Source organism: Streptomyces sp. NPDC107528 (assembly GCF_055639295.1).
Window position 1 is genome coordinate 56,807 of the sequence record NZ_JBVKAV010000002.1, and the last position, 17,115, is coordinate 73,921.

Consider the following 17,115-nt stretch of genomic DNA (forward strand, 5'->3'; position numbering starts at 1 on the left):
GGGCCGTGGCCGCTCAGCGCAGGACGGCCGCCAGCACGTCGGTGCCCAGGGCCGTCAGATCGGGCAGGTTGAGGGTGTGGCGGATGTAGCGGCCGTGCCGCCGGGCCGTGATCAGGCCCGCGCGGCGCAGGACGGCGAGGTGGCGGGAGACCTCCGGGGGCGACAGCTCCCAGGTGTGCGCCAGCTCGCCGGTGGTGTGGGGGCCGCGGGCCAGGGTGCGCAGCAGTCGCAGCCGTACCGGGTGTGCGAGCGCCTCCAGCCGTAGCGTGACCGTCTCCAGCGACAGCGGCTGCTCCGCCGGACTCGGCTCGGCCACGGGGTACTGCACCACCGGCTGCCAGCCCGGCGCGTGGACCGCCACCAGGTGCGGGCGGCCGAAGACACTGGGGATGAAGGTGACCCCGGTGCCGTGGGCGGAGGTCGCCTTGTCCTGCAGTTTGTCGACGACTATGCACTCGCCGTCCGGTGACAGGGTGACCGCGCTCGAAACCGACGCGAGTGCCGCCCCGACGCCCTGGTGCTTCAGCAGGTCGTGCTTCAGGCGCAGGTCGCCGGCGAGCTGCACGGCGACGCCCGCCCAGGCGGCGTCGAAGAAGGCCTCGGCGCACTGTTCCAGGGTGCCGCGCACTCGTGCCCGCACACCGGCCGGGTCCGCGAGCAGCCGCTGCGCGAAGGCCTCCTGCCGCGGGCCGCGCGCCTGGGCCAGATCCAGGGCCCGCTCGCGCGCGGTGGCGTCGGTCAGCGGGGACGGCGCCGCGAAGCGGGCCCGGTTGCCGCCGCACGTGGTGACCAGCGCGGCCGTCACATACGTCTCGTCGTCGATCCGGTCCACGTCGTCCAACTCCTCGGCGAGGGTCGGCCGGGGCCGGGCGGGAAGCAGGAAGTCGGCCTGTGAGGAACGCCAGAGGAACTCCGCCTCCCGGAGCCGCTCGGCCGGTTCGGGCCGCAGTCCGGCCCGGACGTCCCCGGCCCAGTCGGCGTGCTGCGGATGATGCCCGGGTTCGGCCAGCACGTGCAGCATCGCGGTCAGCTCGGCCAGCGGGGAGGCGGCGAACCGCAGCCGCTCGGGCGGCAGGCCGCTGATGTCGATCCTCAACGTCACCGCCTCATCATCACGGACCGGTCAGCATCGCCGACAAGGCGGCCTGCGCCGGCGTCGGTTGACGGTGTTCGTCAACCGACGTGGCCGGCCCGGCGGCCGTCCGCACCGTTGGCGCCATGGCAACCACCGGCAAGATCCGGCCCCGCGCCCTCGTCCGTTCCTCCGGCGGCCCCCGCTACGCCGTCGCCCTGGCCGTGGACGCACTCGGCACCGGCCTGCTGCGGCCCTTCCTGCTGCTCTACGGAGTGACCGTGCTGAGGCTGTCCGCGCCGGCCACCGGCATCGCCATGACGGCCGGCGTCGTCGTGGGCCTGGTGTGCATGCCCGCGGTGGGCCGATGGCTGGACCGGGGCGCACGCAGCACGGTCGTGGCGGCGTCGATGCTGGTGCGGGTGCTGGGCGTGGTGCTTCTGCTCGCCACCCCGACGGGGCACGTCTGGCTGTTCGCGACGGCGGCGCTGTTCCTCGGCGTCGGCAACCAGGCATGGCCCGCCGCCCACGCGGCTCTCGTCGCCACCGTCGCCCACGGCCGGGAACGCGACGCGGCTCTCGCGGCGGGCCGCGCCCTGCGCAACGCCGGCCTGGGCATCGGCGCGCTCCTCGCCACCGCGGCCCTGACGGGCGGCGCCACCGCGTTGCAGGCGCTGGCAGCCGTCACCGGGCTCGCCTATCTCACCGCGGCGGCCCTTGCGTGGTCGGTCCACCTTCGCGCGCATCCGGCCGCCACCCCGGCCGACGACGCGGACGACGGGCCCGCACCCCGGATGCGCGCGCTGCTGGCCGCCAACGTGGTCTACGTCTTCTGCCTCAACGTCCCCGAGATCGCGCTCCCCTTGATCCTGGTGACGCAGCTGCACGCATCCCCGGTGTGGTCGGCGGCCATCTTCGTGGCCAACACGGTGCTGGTGGTCACCCTGCAGGTGCCGGTCACCGTCCTGCTGTCCCGCTACTCCCGGCGGACCGTGCTCGCCCTGGCCGGGGTGGTGCTCACCGCGTCCTACCTCGGCTTCCTCGTGGCCACCTCACTCGGGGACGGCTGGGGCGCCCCGGCCGTCGCCGCGGTGTCCGTCGTCTGCACCATCGGCGAGATCATCTACGCGGGCAGCGCCACCGCGCTCGTCACCGCCCTCGCGCCGGCCCATGCCATGGGGCGCGCCCTCGCCCGCTTCGAGCTCTCCACGGGCCTCGGCCTCGCCGTCTCCCCGGCCGTCATCACCGCGCTCGCACCCCACGGCCCGGCCGCCCTGTGGGGCAGCCTCGGGGCCGCGACGCTCCTGTCCGCCTCAGCGGTCGGCACCGAGAAGCAACTCCCGTGACCGGAAACCGATCACCCGCGGCCGACGACGATACGATGCCCACCGTAACGACGCGCCCCACTCCCGGAGGGAACCCGCATGGCAGGCGAGCCGCAGGACGACTGTCTGTTCTGCAAGATTGTCGAGGGGCACGTCCCGGCGACGATCGTCCGGGAGACGGAGACGACCGTCGCGTTCCGGGACATCAACCCCCAGGCGCCCACGCACGTCCTGGTCATTCCCAAGGCGCACTACAAGGACGCCGCCGCCCTCGCCACCGCCGAACCGGCCCTCGCCGCGGACGTCCTGCGGGAGGCCGGCGCCGTCGCCGACGACGAGAAGCTGGAGAGCCACCGCATCGTCTTCAACACCGGCGCCGGCGCCGGCCAGACGGTCTGGCACGCCCACGCCCACGTCCTGGGCGGCCGCGGTATGCAGTGGCCCCCCGGATAGGTCGAAGCAGCCGTGTCCGTACGTGAATTGGTGGTCCTCGGCACCGCGAGCCAGGTCCCCACCCGGCACCGGAACCACAACGGGTATCTGCTGCGGTGGGACGGACAGGGAATCCTGTTCGATCCCGGCGAGGGCACGCAGCGGCAGATGCTGCGGGCCGGCGTGGCCGCGCACGACCTGAACCGGATCTGCATCACCCACTTCCACGGGGACCACTCGCTGGGACTGGCCGGGGTCATCCAGCGGATCAACCTCGACAAGGTTCCGCATCCCGTCACCGCCCACTACCCGCGCTCCGGGCAGCGCTTCTTCAACCGGCTGCGGTACGCGACCGCCTACCGCGAGACCGTCGACATCGCCGAGGCCCCGATCAGCGAGGACGGCTTCATCGCCGCCACCGGCGGCCACACCCTGGAGGCCGCCCGGCTCTCGCACCCCGTCGAGTCGTACGGCTACCGCCTCGTCGAGCCCGACGGCCGCCGCATGCTGCCCGAACGCCTCGCCCTGCACGGCATCAAGGGGCCGGACGTCGGACGGATCCAGCGGGAGGGCGTGCTGGACGGGGTCTCGCTCGACGACGTCAGCGAGGTCCGGCGGGGCCAGCGGTTCGCCTTCGTCATGGACACGCGGCTGTGTGACGGCGTGTACACCCTCGCCGACGGCTGCGACATGCTCGTCATCGAGTCCACCTTCCTGGACGAGGACGAGCACCTCGCGGTCGAGCACGGTCACCTGACCGCCGGTCAGGCCGCCCGGGTCGCGCTCGACTGCGGCGTACGGCATCTCGTGCTCACCCACTTCAGCCAGCGCTACACCGAGCCGGACGAATTCGAGCGGCAGGCGCGGGCCGCCGGGTTCGAGGGGGAGCTGACCGTCGCGCACGACCTGCTGCGGGTGCCACTTCCGAAACGGCGGTAGCACCCCCGTACGATGCTTCGATGCCCCTCCCCAAAGCTGAACTGCACCTCCACATCGAAGGCACCCTCGAACCCGAGCTCGCCTTCGAGCTGGCCGCACGCAATGGCGTCGAGCTGCCGTACCTGGACACCGACGAGATCCGCAAGGCCTATCAGTTCGAGGACCTCCAGTCCTTTCTGAACCTGTACTACGAGCTCATGGCCGTCCTGCGCACCGAGCGGGACTTCGAGGACCTCGCGAACGCCTATCTCGCCCGGGCAGCCGCCCAGGGCGTGCGGCACGCGGAGATCTTCTTCGACCCGCAGGCGCACACCAAGCGGGGCCTGGAGCTGGGCACGGTCGTCGAGGGGCTGTGGCGGGCGCTGGGGAGCAGCGAGGCGAACCACGGGGTCTCCACCCGGCTGATCATGTGCTTCCTGCGCGACGACTCCGCCGAGTCGGCCATGGACACGCTCCGGGCCGCCGAGCCGTACCTCGACCGGATCACCGGCGTGGGCCTCGACTCGGCCGAGGTCGGCCACCCGCCGGTGAAGTTCCGCGAGGTCTACGAGGCCGCCGCCGCGCTCGGTCTGCGGCGCGTCGCCCACGCCGGCGAGGAAGGCCCGCCCGCCTACATCACCGAGGCCCTCGACGTCCTCGGCGTCGAGCGCGTCGACCACGGGCTGCGGTGCATGGAGGACCCGGCGCTGGTCGAGCGGCTGGTGCGGGAGCGGGTGCCGCTGACGCTGTGTCCGCTGTCGAACGTACGGCTGCGCACCGTCGACGTCCTCGCCGACCACCCGCTGCCCGCCATGCTCGACGCCGGGCTCCACTGCACGGTCAACTCCGACGACCCGGCCTACTTCGGCGGCTACGCCGGCGACAACTTCGACGCCGTACGCCAGGCCCTCGGCCTCACCGACGACCGGCTCCGGGAACTCGCCCGCAACTCCTTCCTCGCCTCCTTCCTGGAGGACGACGAGGAACTGCGGGCGCGCTACCTGGCCGAGGTCGAGGCCTACGAGTTCGGGTAGCCGCCGAGGCTAGGTCGCCGCGGTGAGGCGGTCGGGGACTGCCGGGTTGGCCTCGGCGGTGTCCAGGGGGATCTCGACGACTTCGACGTGCTCCACGACCTCGACCGTCCGCCGGCTCCGGCGGCCCAGTGCCACCGCCGTCATCGGTACGGCGACGATCAGCAGTCCGACCGCGAGGACCGCGCCCATGACCGGGAACCCGGCCTGCGCCGACAGGACGCTCCCGGTCAGCGGGCCCGCAGCCGTGCCCAGCGACGACGCCGAGCCGACGAGGACGGCCCAGCGGCCGCGGGTGTCGAGGGAGGCGGCGAGACCGATGAGGTACGACAGGACGATCGGGTAGAAGGTGTTCCAGGCGATCTCGCCGGTCGCGAAGGTCGTCAGATCGGTGGCGGACGCGCTGAGCGCGATGCACGCCGCGATGATGCCCGTACCGGCGCCGATGGGCAGTGCCCGGCCCAGGCGCGGGCCGAGCGCACCCGCCCCGGTCACGCCCAGCAGGCCCGCGCCGAGCCCCACCGCGAACACCGCGCCGACCGTGGTCTCGGTCAACTGCGCCTGCGTCAGGCCTATTCGGCCGCTGACGCCCCACAGGGAGTTCTGGGCGAGCGACCAGCACAGCATGCAGGCGGCGAGGGTCAGGCCGTGGCGCAGGTGGGGGAGGCCGGAGCTGTCCCAGCCGGGCTGGTGCGAGGTGGCCGGGGCGGCCGGGAGCCGGCCCGTGAGCGGCCATACGGCGAGGGCGGTGAGCGCGATCGCGGCCAGCGGCTGGCCGTGGCCAGGACCGAGGTGCGGCACCGTCAGATAGACGCCGCCCGCGAGGGCGGAGACGCCGAGGAGGCCGAGGGTGGTGGCCCGGTGCGGGTCGGGCTGGGCGGCTATGCGGGTGGCGGCGACCGCGGTGGCCGTACCGGATCCGAAGCCGCCGACCAGGACGCCCAGGACGACGGACGGTACGGCGTGCGCGAGCGCTGCCACGCCGTAGCCGAGGACGGCGAGCGTGAGGCCGATACGGGCCAGCCTGCGCGCGCCGATCCGTTCGACGCGCGAGGCCAGCAGGAAGCCGGCCGACGCCGAACTCAGCAGCAGTGCGCTGCCGACGGCGCCCGCTTGGGTGGAGGAGAGCGGAAGTCCGGAGTCGAGCCTGCCGACGACCGTCGGCAGCAGAAACGGAGCGAGGTACCCGGCCGTGAAAAGGGCGACGAGGGGCCAGGTAGTGGTGCGAGGGGCGAACACGGGCGTTCCCAGGGCATGCGAAAGGAGCGGCTCAAGAGGGGGAGGAGCGCAGGCCGTCGACGGACAGGAACGCGCGGAGAATTTGTATCAAGCACATGGTTCGGAGAAGAAGCGCGGGGGGTGTGATCTGGCGCACGTTGCGTTTGGGGTGGGGAAGGCCGGGTAAACGAGGGCTTTCCTGAAGGCGCCGGATGCCGCGCGCGCCGGCGTTAACGCCAGTGCACCGACCCGCCCGCCGCAGGCGCCGTCGCCTCGATCTTCGCCCTGACCTCCCGCATCACGGCGACGATCCGCTCCTCGTGCCCCGCCGACAGCCGGGCCACCGGCACCGAGCAGCTGATCGCGTCCTGGGCCGGTGAGTCGTAGCGCAGGGCGAAGCCGAAGCCGACGATGCCGGGGACGCCCTCCTCGCGGTCGACCGAGTAGCCGCGCGCCCGCACCTCGGCGAGGTCGGCGGCGAGGGAGTCCCGGGTGGTGTGGGTGTGGGAGGTGAAAGGCTCGTACGGCCCCTCGGGGAGAGTGTCGTCCGGGCGCTCGGCGAGCAGCGTTTTGCCCAGTGCTCCCACGTGAGCGGGGAGCCGTCGCCCGACCCGGCTGATCGTCCGCAGGTACTCGTGCGACTCGCGCGTCGCCAGATACGCCACGTCCCGGCCGTCCAGCCGCGCCATGTGGATCGTCTCGCCCAGGGCCTCCGACGCCTCGTCCAGATATGGGCGTACGGCACGCACGCGCGGGTCGGAGTCGAGGTAGCTGGTGCCGGTGAGCAGGGCGTGGATGCCGATGCCGTACAGGGAGCCGGTCACGTCCGTACGCACCCAGCCCCGCGCGATCAGGGTCTGCAGCAGGGCGTACATCGAGCTGCGCGGCACGTCCAGCGCGTCGGCCAGCTCCTGGAGGCGCGCGGGGCGATCGCCGCGCACGGCGAGGAGCTCCAGCAACTCCACCGTGCGCGCCGCGGACTTCACCTCGCGGACGCCGCCTGTCTCTGACATGGGGCGATGGTAATCGGAGCGCCTCGGAACGCGCCTCGCAAAGCGCCTCGCAATGCACCTCGGGCCGACCGCGGCGTTGACGGTCGCGGTTCGCGTATCTAATCTCAATTCTCATACGTGGATAACGTCTACATGGGGAGATGGCGAGGGTGAGCCTCGATACCGACACGACCCGGCGGCTGCGGGACGGCATGGCGCAAGGGGTGCTGTCGTTCCCCCTCACGAGCTTCCACGAGGACGGCTCGCTGGACCCGGACGGCCTCCGTACCCATGTCGCCGCCCAGGTCGCCACCGGCCCCGGCGCGGTCTTCCCCGCCTGCGGCACCGGCGAGTTCTTCTCGCTGGACGAGGACGAGTACCGGCAGGTCGTGTCGATCGCCGTCGAGGAGGCGGGCGGACGGGTGCCGGTCGTCGCCGGGGTCGGGTACGGCTGGGCGCAGGCCACGAGGTTCGCCCGGATCGCCGAGGAGGCCGGCGCCGACGCCCTCCTCGTCCTGCCGCACTACCTCGTCGCCGCCCCGCAGGACGGACTGGTCGCCCAGCTGGAGCGGATCGCCTCCCGCACCCGGCTCCCGCTCATCGCCTACCAGCGCGGTCAAGTCGCCTTCACCGCCGACTCGTTGCAGCGGGTCGCGCGCATCCCGAACGTCATCGGCCTCAAGGACGGCCACAGCGATCTCGACCGGCTCCAGCGCCTCACCCTCGCCGCCCCCGAGGGCTTCCTCTTCTTCAACGGTGCCGCCACCGCCGAGGTCCAGGCCCGCGCGTACGCCGCCGTCGGCGTACCGGCCTACTCCTCCGCCGTCCACGCCTTCGCCCCCGAGATCGCGAACGCCTTCTTCGCCGCACTCCAGGGCGGCGAGCACGACACCGTCGACAAGCTGCTGCGAGACTTCTACGTCCCGCTCGTCGAGCTCCGCGACCGGGTGCCCGGATACGCCGTGTCCCTGGTGAAGGCGGCGGCCCGGCTGCGCGGCCGCCCCGTCGGCCCCGTACGCGCCCCGCTCACCGACCCGTCGGCCGGTGACCTGGCAGACCTGCGCATACTCCTCGCCACCGGACTCGACCTCGTAGGAGCCGCTCTGTGAACCTCACGATCACCGAGGTCCGTCTGACGCCCATCCTGGTCGCCGACCCGCCGCTGCTGAACACCCAGGGCGTCCACCAGCCGTACACACCCCGCCTGATCGTGGAGGTCGTGACGGCCGACGGGGTCACGGGGGTCGGCGAGACGTACGGCGACACCAAGTACCTGGAGCTCGCCCGGCCGTTCGCGCAGAAGCTGATCGGTCGTCAAGTCGAGGATCTCAACGGGCTGTTCGTTGTCGCGGACGAGGTGTCCGTCGACCGGTCCCGGCTGTCCGGACAGGTCGACGTCGGCGGGCTGCGCGGTGTCCAGACCGCCGACAAGCTGCGGCTGTCCGTCGTCTCCGGAATCGAGGTCGCCTGCCTCGACGCCCTCGGCAAGGCGCTCGGGCTGCCCGTGCACGCGCTGCTCGGCGGCAGGGTGCGGGACGCGGTCGAGTACAGCGCGTATCTCTTCTACAAGTGGGCCGGTCATCCGGCGGGCGTCGCGGCCGAGAAGGACGACTGGGGCGCCGCCGTCGACCCGGCCGGGGTGGTCGAGCAGGCGCGGACGTTCACGGAGCGGTACGGGTTCACCTCCTTCAAGCTCAAGGGCGGCGTCTTCCCGCCGGACGAGGAGATCGCCGCCGTACGAGCGCTCGCGGAGGCCTTTCCCGGGCACCCCCTGCGCCTCGACCCCAACGGGGCCTGGTCCGTGGAGACCTCGCTGAAGGTGGCACGGGAGCTGGGGGACGTCCTGGAGTACCTGGAGGATCCGACGCTGGGTACCGCAGGGATGGCGGAGGTCGCCGCGCGGAGCGGGGTGCCGCTGGCGACGAACATGTGCGTGACGACGTTCGCGGAGATCAAGGAGGCCTTCACGAAGGACGCCGTGCAGGTCGTGCTCTCCGACCACCACTACTGGGGCGGGCTGCGCAACACCCAGCAACTGGCGGCGATCTGCCGCACCTTCGGCGTCGGGGTGTCCATGCACTCCAACACCCATCTGGGTATCTCTCTGGCCGCGATGACCCACGTGGCGTCCACCGTCCCGAACCTCCACCACGCCTGCGACTCCCACTACCCCTGGCAGTCCGAGGACGTCCTCACCGAGCGCCTCACCTTCGAGGGCGGCAAGGTCGCCGTGTCGGACGCGCCCGGCCTGGGCGTCGAACTGGACCGCGACCGGCTCGCGGAGCTGCACCGGCGGTGGCTCGATGACGACGGCTCGCTGCGGGACCGCGACGACGCTGCCGCGATGCGGATCGCCGAGCCGGGCTGGGTCACGCCTTCGGTGCCCCGCTGGTAGGGGCTCGGGCAAGATCGCGGTGGCGTTGTCAGTGACGTGGTGCAGACTGGCCAGATCAGCACCACGTCAGGGAGCGCACCGTGACCACGCCCACCGCGCCGACCGGAAAGGGAGCCTCGCCCCAGAGGCCGTCGTCCAGAGCAGGGGGTCTGTATCGCCGGGCCCAGGTCGACCCCCTCGTCGGCCTGCGCACGGCCGCCGACCCGCCGTGGGACGTGTATCTGACGGGCACGGTCTTCCTCGACATCATCTTCACCGGCCTCGACTCCGCCCCCGTGCGCGGGACGGAGTCCTGGGCGCGCGGGATGGGCTCCAGCCCCGGCGGCGTGGCGAACATGGCCACCGCCCTGGCCCGCCTCGGCCTGAAGACATCGCTCGCGGCGGCCTTCGGCGACGACCACTACGGCGAGTACTGCTGGGACGCGCTGGAGCACGGCGAGGGCATCGACCTCTCACCCTCGCGCACGGTGCCGGGCTGGCACTCGCCGGTGACGGTCTCGATGGCGTACGAGGGGGAGCGCACGATGGTCTCCCACGGCCACGAGCCGCCCCCGGAGGAACCGGCGCCGGACTGCCCGCCCCGGGCGCGGGCCGCCGTGGCCTCCCTGGTGCCGGGCACGCGCGCACCCTGGATCGCGCAGGCCGCGCGCAAGGGCGCCCGGATCTTCGCCGACGTCGGCTGGGACGACACGGGGGCGTGGGACCTGGCGGGGCTGGCCGACCTGGAGCACTGCGAGGCGTTCCTGCCGAACGCGCAGGAGGCCATGCGGTACACCGGCGCCGACTGCCCGCGCGAGGCGGCCCACGCCCTGACCGAGCACGTCCCGGTCGCGGTGGTCACCCTCGGCGCGGAGGGCGCGTACGCGGTGGACAGCAGGACCGGGGAGACGGCCGTGGTCCCCGCGATCGCCGTGGAGGCCCTGGACCCGACGGGCGCCGGCGACGTCTTCGTGGCCGGCTTCGTCGCCGGCACCCTGGCCGACTGGCCGCTGGCCGACCGGCTGGCCTTCGCCGGCCTCACCGCCGCCCTGTCCGTCCAGGAGTTCGGCGGCTCCCTGTCGGCCCCCGGCTGGGCCGAGATCGGCGCCTGGTGGCGCCGGGTGCAGTCCCTCGACCGGCAGGACCCCGAGGCCCTGCGCCGGTACGCGTTCCTGGCCGACCTGGTGCCGCAGGATCAGGGCAGACCCTGGCCGCTGCGGCGAGCGGTACCGACGATCGGGTTCCGCCGGTCGGCATGACCAGGACCGACGACGACCAGGACCGACGACCAGGACCGACGACGACCAGGACCGACGACCAGGAGCCGACGACGACCAGGACCGCCGCCGCCTCCCGTGGGTGTCCCTCCCGCGACCGGGTCAGCTGGGCGTGGCCGGCGTCAGCACCACGAAGTCCGCGTTGGACGGGTCCACGCACACCGCCAGCCGGCCGACGCCCTCCGCGTCGTCCGGACCCATCTGCACACTGCCGCCGTTCCCGGTGACCTTGGCGACCGCGGCATCGCAGTCAGTGACGTTGAAAACCGGGTGCCAGTATGGCCGCCCGCCCGCCAGTACGAGGTTCTCCACGGGGAGCTCCATGAGGCCGCCCTGCATACGCTCCTCGGGCTGCCCGGCCGGGGTGATCAGGGTGTACGCGCCCCCGCCGCCCGGCATCGGCATGTCGCTGAACTGCCAGCCGAAGACACCGCTGTAGAACTCCTTCGCGCCCGCGGCGTCCGTCGTGTACAGCTCCGTCCACGACAGCGAACCCGTCTCGTCCGCCAGCTCGAAAGCACCCTGCTTCCCGGGCTGCCAGACGGCGAACTGGCCGCCCAGCGGGTCGTCGTACTGCGCCATGCGCCCCCAGTCGTCGAGGTCCCGCGGCGGCACCCGCACCGTGCCGCCCGCGCGCTCCACGGCCTGGGTCGTGGCGTCCGCGTCGGTGACGGCGTAGTAGATCATCCAGGCCGAGCGGGCGCCCTCCTCGGTGAGCTTGCCGAGCCCGGCGACGGTCTTGCCGTCCTTCTTGAACATCCCGCCTTCCATGTCGCCGCCCTCGCCCATGGACTCGTACTCCCAGCCGAGCACCGTGCCGTAGAAGGCCGCGGCGGCCCGGACGTCAGGGGCGCCGAGGTCGATCCAGCAGGGGGAGCCGGGAGCGAGGTCAGTGGTGATCATGGCGATTCCCTTCGCAGATCCGCTATGACCTCAGCGTGACACCCGGTACTGACAACCGCCCGTCGTGGCCCGACGGGGTGCCGTGCCGCACGGCTCTGGTTACGATCCGGCCATGAGCGACGACGCGCCTCACGACCGGCAGGTCCTCGCCGCCGTCGCGCACGACTGGGCGGCGGCGATGGTCTCCAACGACCCCGCACGGATCGCCGACTTCATGGCCGACGACTGGGCCATCGTCTCCGAGTCGGGCATCTCGACCAGGGAGCAGTTTCTGTCGTTCGTCGAGTCCGGCGAGCTGACCCACTCGTCGTTCCGACTCGTCGGCGAGCCGAGGATCCGCATGCACGGCGACTCGGCGGTCGTGACGGCACGCATCACGAACACCGCCCACTACAAGGGCGAGCGCTTCGACGCAGACGAGTGGACGACCGACGTCTTCGTACGGCTGGACGACCGCTGGCGCTGCGTCCTCAGCCACATCACACCGGCGGCCAGGACCTGAACTCCCGGGCGACCGAGGGTCTCCTGCGACTCCACGGGTCGGGGCCCCTGAGTCTCAGCCCGCCGTCACCGTCGTACGTACCGCCCCGTCCGGCCCCGCCACCAGCACCGGCGTCTGCGGGCCGCCGAGGTCCCGTACCGCCGCGCGGTCCTCGTCCGAGGCGCCCTCGGCGTCCGTCACGACCGCTGCCGCCTCCAGCGACTTCGCCCCCGACGCCACCGCCATCGCCACCGCCGTGCGCAGCGCGCTCAGCTTCAGGGAGTCCAGGGCGACCGTCCCGGCGACATAGGTACGGCCGGTCTCGTCCCGTACGGCCGCACCCTCGGGCACACCGTTGCGGGCCCGTGCGGAACGTGCCAGGGTGACGATCTTGCGGTCCTCGGGGTCGAGCGCGCTGTTGTCGGTCATGACCTGAGCATACGTAGCGGCGCCCGCGCTAACCGGCCACGGGGTACATGGCCCCGCGCCGCCCTTCCGGGGAGGCCAGCCACTCCAGTTTCGCCGCGGTGTTCGCCTCGTCCAGCGGCGTGTGCAGGACGATCGACAGGTCGGGCCGCACCGGCATCTGCATCACGCTCGACTCCATGCACAGCAGCCCGACGAGCGGATGGTTCAGCTCCTTGCGGATCTGCCCGGCATCCTCGATGTCCCGCCGCTCCCACAGCTCGGTGAACTCCGGGCTGGAGGCCTTCGCCTCGGCCAGCACGGACTGGAAGCCGTCGTCGTCGGGAGAGGCCGAGCACAGCGCACGGAACTGCGCCACGACCGTCCGGGCATTCTGCTCCCAACTCCTCGAACGCGACCGGTACATCGGGTCCGTGAAGAAGTCGATCAGGCAGTTCCACCGCTTGCCGGGCCGCATCCCGAGCACGGTCGCGGCGGCGTCGTTGTAGAGCACGCCGTTGTAGTACCGGTCCATGATGTGCGCCGGATACGGCATCCACGCGTCGATCAGCCGCCGCAGCCCGTCGCACATGTCCTGCTTCTCGGGCGCCACTTCGCGGACCGGCGGGTTCAGCCCCGCCAGCAGATACAGATGCCGCCGCTCGGCGTTGCTCAGCCGCAGCACCCGGCCCACCGAGTCCAGCACCTGCGGCGACACCGAGATGTCCCGCCCCTGCTCCAGCCACTGGTACCAGGACGCGCCCACTCCGGCGAGCACGGCGACCTCCTCGCGCCGCAGCCCCGGTGTACGGCGCCGCGCACCGCCGTCCGGCAGCCCGGCCTCGCCCGGTGTCACCCGGGCCCGCCTGCTCATCAGGAACTCGCGCAGCTCGCGCCGCCGATGACTCTTCAGCGAGGTACCGGACACGTCGGACACGGACACATCGGACACGTAAGGATCCCCCTCATCCCGGTGACTGGTGGTGCCACCACCAGGACAACTTCCCGCTCCCCACGGCTATTCCGATGCACGCAGGCTCTTACCCATGGCGATCGACACCACCACATCCGCTCCCGCCCCCACCACCCCACCGCTCGGCACCCCCCGGTCCCCCCGGATGTCGACGCGCGACAAACTCGTCCTGTTCGTCCTGTGCGCGGCCCAGTTCATGGTCGCCCTCGACTTCTCCGTCCTGAACGTCGCCCTCCCCGTCCTCGGCGCCGACCTCGGCATGAGCCAGTCGGCGCTGCAGTGGGCGGTGACGGCGTTCGCGTTGCCGTCCGGCGGCTTCCTGCTCCTCTTCGGCCGCATCGGCGACCTGTACGGCCGCCGCAAGCTCTTCCTCACCGGACTCGCCCTGTTCGCCGCGGCCTCGGTGCTCGCGACGTTCGCCTGGGACCCGGCGTCGTTCCTCGCGGGACGGGTCCTGCAGGGCCTCGGTGCCGCGGTCATCGTCCCGACGGGCATGTCCCTGCTGACCACCACCTTCGCCGAGGGCCCCGCCCGGGACCGCGCCCTCGGCATCTCCGGGACGCTGATGTCCCTCGGCTTCACCATCGGCGTGGTCGCGGGCGGCGTCCTGACCGACGCCCTCGGCTGGCGCTCCACGATGGGCCTGCTCGCCGTCTTCGCCCTGGTCGTGCTGCCGCTCGCGCCCGGCCTGCTGCCCGAGTCCCGCACCCCGCAGCGCCCGCACCTGGACGTGCCCGGCGCGATCACCGTCACCGGCGGTCTGCTGTCCCTGATCTACGCCCTCACGACGGCCGCCGACGACGGCTTCGCCCGCGTCGACGTCATCGCGACCCTGATCGCGGGTCTCGCGCTCCTGGCGGCCTTCGCGGTCGTCGAGTCCCGCACCGAGTCGCCGCTGGTCTCCCTGCCCATGCTGCGCCGCCGCACGGTGGCGTGGGGCAACCTGGGCGGTCTGGTCACCTTCTCGATGATGTCGACGGTGGTCTTCGTCCTCACCCTGTACCTGCAGGAAGTGCTCGGTCTGTCGGCCTGGGAGACGGGCCTGGTCTTCGGTGTGCAGGGCGTCATGTCGGTGATCGCCGGCTCGCTCACCCCGAGGTTCATCAGCCGTCTCGGCGCCCGCCGCATTCTGGTTCTCTCGCTCGCCGGCCAGGGCGCCTTCGGTGTCGCCCTGCTGTTCCTGAACGCGCAGTCCTGGTCCGTCTGGCTCGTCACGGCCGCCCTCGCGCTGGCGAGCATGTTCCACCTGGGCGCGATCATCTCCTACGGCCTGACCGTGACCTCCGGCGTCCCCGACGAGGAGCAGGGCCTGGCCACCGGCCTGGTCACCTCGACCCAGCAGGTCGGCATCACGATCGGCATCCCGCTGCTTGGCGTCCTCGCGACGACCTCCGGCGACCTGCTCTCCGGCACCCGCACGGTCCTGGCGCTCGACGCGGCGATCGTCCTGGCCGCGGCGGCCCTGATCGCCGTCGGCCTGCGGACCGGACGGACGGCCGGATCAAGGGACGACTAGGTCCGAGCGGCTCAGGGGCGGTCGAGGCGGAGCCGGTCGGCTCTCGGCAGGCCGGCCACGACCAGGTCGTACGAGTCCTCGACGAGCTCCCGGACGAAGCGGTCCGGGAGCTCGCCGTCGACGGTCACCGTGTTCCAGTGCCGCTTGTTCATGTGATAGCCGGGGACGATGAGCCCCGGATACTCGCCGCGCAGACGGACCGCGTCCTCCGGGTCGCACTTGAGGTTGACCGTCAGGGGCCGCGCGTCCAGGTTCGTCAGGGCGAACAGCTTGCCCAGCACCTTGAAGACCGACGTGTCCGGGTTGAACGGGAAGTCCTCAACGGTCGCGTTGAAGGAAAGGCAGAACGCGCGCAGCTCCTGAGGGTTCACTCCGTCACTCCCTCACTCCGTCACTCGGCCTTCGTCTCCTCGCCCAGGGGCCCGACCGGACCCACCGGCTCCACGAGCACGGTCACGATCTTGTTCCGGCGGCCGGCCGCCGCCTCCGCGGTCAGGCGGAGTTCCCGGGTGTCCGGGAGCTCGACCAGGGACGACGCCCCGGCGATCGGGACGCGGCCGAGTGCCTTCGCCAGCAGCCCGCCGACCGTCTCGACGTCCTCGTCGTCGTACTCGTCGAGGCCGTACAGCTCGCCGAGGTCGGTGATGTCCAGACGGGCGGTGACGCGGTAGCGGTCCTCGCCGAGCTCCTCCACCGGCGGCAGTTCACGGTCGTACTCGTCGGTGATCTCGCCGACGATCTCCTCGAGGATGTCCTCGATGGTGACGATGCCGGCGGTGCCGCCGTACTCGTCGATGACGACGGCGACGTGGTTGCGCTCCTTCTGCATCTCGCGCAGCAGGTCACCGGCGTTCTTGGTGTCCGGTACGAAGACGGCGGGCCGCATCGCCGTCGACACCAGCTCGCTCTCCGCTTCCCGGGAGATGTGCGTCTTGCGGGCCAGGTCCTTGAGATACACCATCCCGACCACGTCGTCCTCGCTCTCCCCGACGACGGGGATGCGGGAGAAGCCGGAGCGCAGGGCGAGGGTGAGGGCCTGGCGGATGGTCTTGTAGCGCTCGATCACCACCAGGTCGGTGCGCGGGACCATGACCTCGCGGACCAGCGTGTCGCCCAGTTCGAAGACGGAGTGCACCATGCGGCGCTCCTCGTCCTCGATCAGCGACTCCTTCTCGGCGAGGTCGACCAGCGCCCGCAGCTCCGCCTCGGAGGCGAACGGGCCGCGGCGGAAGCCCTTGCCGGGGGTGAGCGCGTTACCGATGAGGATCAGCAGATAGGGGATCGGCCCCATGATCCGGGCGAGCGGCAGCAGGACGTACGCCGCCGCCGTCGCCGTGTTCAGCGGGTGCTGGCGGCCGATGGTGCGCGGGGAGACCCCGACGGCGACGTACGACACCAGCACCATGACCGCTATCGCGACCAGCAGGGCCTCGGTGGTGCTGTCGAACTCCTGGAGGCAGGCATACGTCACGAGTGCGGCGGCGGCCATCTCGCAGGCCACGCGCACCAGCAGCGACACGTTCAGATAGCGGGTCGGGTCGGCGGCGACGAGCGCCAGCTTCTCGCTGCCGCGACGGCCGCTGCGTACGGCCTCCTCGGCGCGGAAGCTGGAGACGCGCGCAATGCCGGCCTCGGCGCAGGCGGCGAGCCAGGCGACGATCACCAGGGCGATCGCGCCGGAGACGAGGGCGAGGCTCATGACACGGTCGGGGCCGGGGAGGGGCCGGTCATGCCCTTCTCCGTGCGCCAGCCGTCCACGATGGCGGCCTGCAGACCGAACATCTCGGCCTTCTCGTCGGGCTCCTCGTGGTCGTACCCGAGCAGGTGCAGCACGCCATGGACGGTGAGCAACTGGAGCTCCTCGTCCATGGAGTGCTGCGTGGGTGCCTCGGTCCCCTGCTTCGCGGCGACTTCGGGGCACAGCACGATGTCACCGAGTAGCCCCTGCGGGGGCTCGTCGTCGTCCTTCGAGGGCGGCCGCAGCTCGTCCATCGGGAAGGACATGACATCCGTCGGGCCGGGCAGGTCCATCCACTGGATGTGCAGCTGCTCCATGGCGTCGGCGTCCACGACGATCACCGAGAGCTCGGAGAGCGGGTGGATGCGCATCCGCGCGAGTGCGTAGCGGGCGATGTCGAGGATCGCCTGCTCGTCGACCTCGGTTCCGGACTCGTTGTTGACGTCGATCGACATGGTCG

General features: G+C 71.9%; 18 protein-coding genes. 9 read left to right on the top strand and 9 right to left on the bottom strand.

The window, feature by feature from the left end:
• Positions 1-13 precede the first annotated feature (13 nt).
• On the bottom strand, positions 14-1,102 hold the full coding sequence (locus tag ACZ7L5_RS05310; protein WP_471514590.1) for a DUF5937 family protein: 1,089 nt from the start codon (positions 1,100-1,102) through the stop codon (positions 14-16).
• Positions 1,103-1,218: 116 nt separating this feature from the next.
• Here ACZ7L5_RS05310 and ACZ7L5_RS05315 point away from each other — a divergent pair, with 116 nt between their 5' ends.
• From ACZ7L5_RS05315 to ACZ7L5_RS05330, 4 genes are all read left to right on the top strand, one after another.
• Complete coding sequence (locus ACZ7L5_RS05315; RefSeq protein ID WP_471514592.1) at positions 1,219-2,418, top strand: MFS transporter; 1,200 nt, start codon at positions 1,219-1,221, stop codon at positions 2,416-2,418.
• Between the two features lie 78 nt (positions 2,419-2,496).
• Entirely contained in the window at positions 2,497-2,850 is a 354-nt protein-coding gene (locus ACZ7L5_RS05320) for an HIT domain-containing protein (protein ID WP_328881722.1), read from the top strand.
• Positions 2,851-2,862: 12 nt separating this feature from the next.
• Positions 2,863-3,768: a ribonuclease Z gene (locus ACZ7L5_RS05325; RefSeq protein WP_383235499.1), complete on the top strand. Its 906-nt coding sequence runs from the start codon at positions 2,863-2,865 to the stop codon at positions 3,766-3,768.
• Positions 3,769-3,788: 20 nt separating this feature from the next.
• A complete protein-coding gene (locus ACZ7L5_RS05330) occupies positions 3,789-4,781 on the top strand; it encodes an adenosine deaminase (protein WP_471514594.1) in 993 nt (330 codons plus the stop codon).
• Between the two features lie 9 nt (positions 4,782-4,790).
• Here ACZ7L5_RS05330 and ACZ7L5_RS05335 read toward each other — a convergent pair whose 3' ends face one another.
• Positions 4,791-6,017: an MFS transporter gene (locus tag ACZ7L5_RS05335; protein ID WP_471514596.1), complete on the bottom strand. Its 1,227-nt coding sequence runs from the start codon at positions 6,015-6,017 to the stop codon at positions 4,791-4,793.
• 209 nt (positions 6,018-6,226) lie between these two features.
• The gene (locus tag ACZ7L5_RS05340; RefSeq protein WP_471514598.1) at positions 6,227-7,009 is read right to left on the bottom strand and encodes an IclR family transcriptional regulator; all 783 of its coding nucleotides are present in this window, start codon (positions 7,007-7,009) and stop codon (positions 6,227-6,229) included.
• 140 nt (positions 7,010-7,149) lie between these two features.
• On the opposite strand from ACZ7L5_RS05340, the gene ACZ7L5_RS05345 reads away from it, so the two are divergent.
• From ACZ7L5_RS05345 to ACZ7L5_RS05355, 3 genes are all read left to right on the top strand, one after another.
• On the top strand, positions 7,150-8,097 hold the full coding sequence (locus ACZ7L5_RS05345; protein ID WP_471514600.1) for a 5-dehydro-4-deoxyglucarate dehydratase: 948 nt from the start codon (positions 7,150-7,152) through the stop codon (positions 8,095-8,097).
• The gene (locus ACZ7L5_RS05350) at positions 8,094-9,383 is read left to right on the top strand and encodes a glucarate dehydratase family protein (RefSeq protein WP_471514602.1); all 1,290 of its coding nucleotides are present in this window, start codon (positions 8,094-8,096) and stop codon (positions 9,381-9,383) included. Before ACZ7L5_RS05345 ends, ACZ7L5_RS05350 begins: the two co-directional genes overlap by 4 nt.
• An 80-nt stretch (positions 9,384-9,463) precedes the next feature.
• Positions 9,464-10,621, top strand: a complete 1,158-nt coding sequence (locus tag ACZ7L5_RS05355; protein WP_471514604.1) for a carbohydrate kinase family protein — start codon at positions 9,464-9,466, stop codon at positions 10,619-10,621.
• Between the two features lie 120 nt (positions 10,622-10,741).
• On the opposite strand, the gene ACZ7L5_RS05360 is transcribed toward ACZ7L5_RS05355, so the two are convergent.
• Positions 10,742-11,542 (bottom strand): VOC family protein, encoded by an 801-nt coding sequence (locus ACZ7L5_RS05360; protein WP_471514606.1) that lies wholly within the window; start codon positions 11,540-11,542, stop codon positions 10,742-10,744.
• Between the two features lie 112 nt (positions 11,543-11,654).
• Here ACZ7L5_RS05360 and ACZ7L5_RS05365 point away from each other — a divergent pair, with 112 nt between their 5' ends.
• The gene (locus ACZ7L5_RS05365) at positions 11,655-12,044 is read left to right on the top strand and encodes a nuclear transport factor 2 family protein (RefSeq protein ID WP_471514607.1); all 390 of its coding nucleotides are present in this window, start codon (positions 11,655-11,657) and stop codon (positions 12,042-12,044) included.
• A 54-nt stretch (positions 12,045-12,098) separates the two neighbouring features.
• On the opposite strand, the gene ACZ7L5_RS05370 is transcribed toward ACZ7L5_RS05365, so the two are convergent.
• A complete protein-coding gene (locus ACZ7L5_RS05370; protein ID WP_328427725.1) occupies positions 12,099-12,452 on the bottom strand; it encodes a cytidine deaminase in 354 nt (117 codons plus the stop codon).
• Positions 12,453-12,480: 28 nt separating this feature from the next.
• On the bottom strand, positions 12,481-13,302 hold the full coding sequence (locus ACZ7L5_RS05375; protein ID WP_471515805.1) for a helix-turn-helix transcriptional regulator: 822 nt from the start codon (positions 13,300-13,302) through the stop codon (positions 12,481-12,483).
• A gap of 172 nt (positions 13,303-13,474) precedes the next feature.
• On the opposite strand from ACZ7L5_RS05375, the gene ACZ7L5_RS05380 reads away from it, so the two are divergent.
• Positions 13,475-14,917: an MFS transporter gene (locus ACZ7L5_RS05380; protein WP_471514610.1), complete on the top strand. Its 1,443-nt coding sequence runs from the start codon at positions 13,475-13,477 to the stop codon at positions 14,915-14,917.
• Positions 14,918-14,928: 11 nt separating this feature from the next.
• Here ACZ7L5_RS05380 and ACZ7L5_RS05385 read toward each other — a convergent pair whose 3' ends face one another.
• From ACZ7L5_RS05385 to ybeY, 3 genes are read right to left on the bottom strand one after another with little or no spacing between them, the layout of a single operon-like run.
• The gene (locus ACZ7L5_RS05385) at positions 14,929-15,288 is read right to left on the bottom strand and encodes an MmcQ/YjbR family DNA-binding protein (RefSeq protein ID WP_471514612.1); all 360 of its coding nucleotides are present in this window, start codon (positions 15,286-15,288) and stop codon (positions 14,929-14,931) included.
• Positions 15,289-15,308: 20 nt separating this feature from the next.
• A complete protein-coding gene (locus ACZ7L5_RS05390) occupies positions 15,309-16,616 on the bottom strand; it encodes a hemolysin family protein (protein ID WP_471514614.1) in 1,308 nt (435 codons plus the stop codon).
• The gene (gene ybeY / locus ACZ7L5_RS05395) at positions 16,613-17,110 is read right to left on the bottom strand and encodes an rRNA maturation RNase YbeY (RefSeq protein ID WP_328881735.1); all 498 of its coding nucleotides are present in this window, start codon (positions 17,108-17,110) and stop codon (positions 16,613-16,615) included. The genes ACZ7L5_RS05390 and ybeY overlap by 4 nt, the downstream gene beginning before the upstream one ends.
• Between the last annotated feature and the right edge of the window lie 5 nt (positions 17,111-17,115).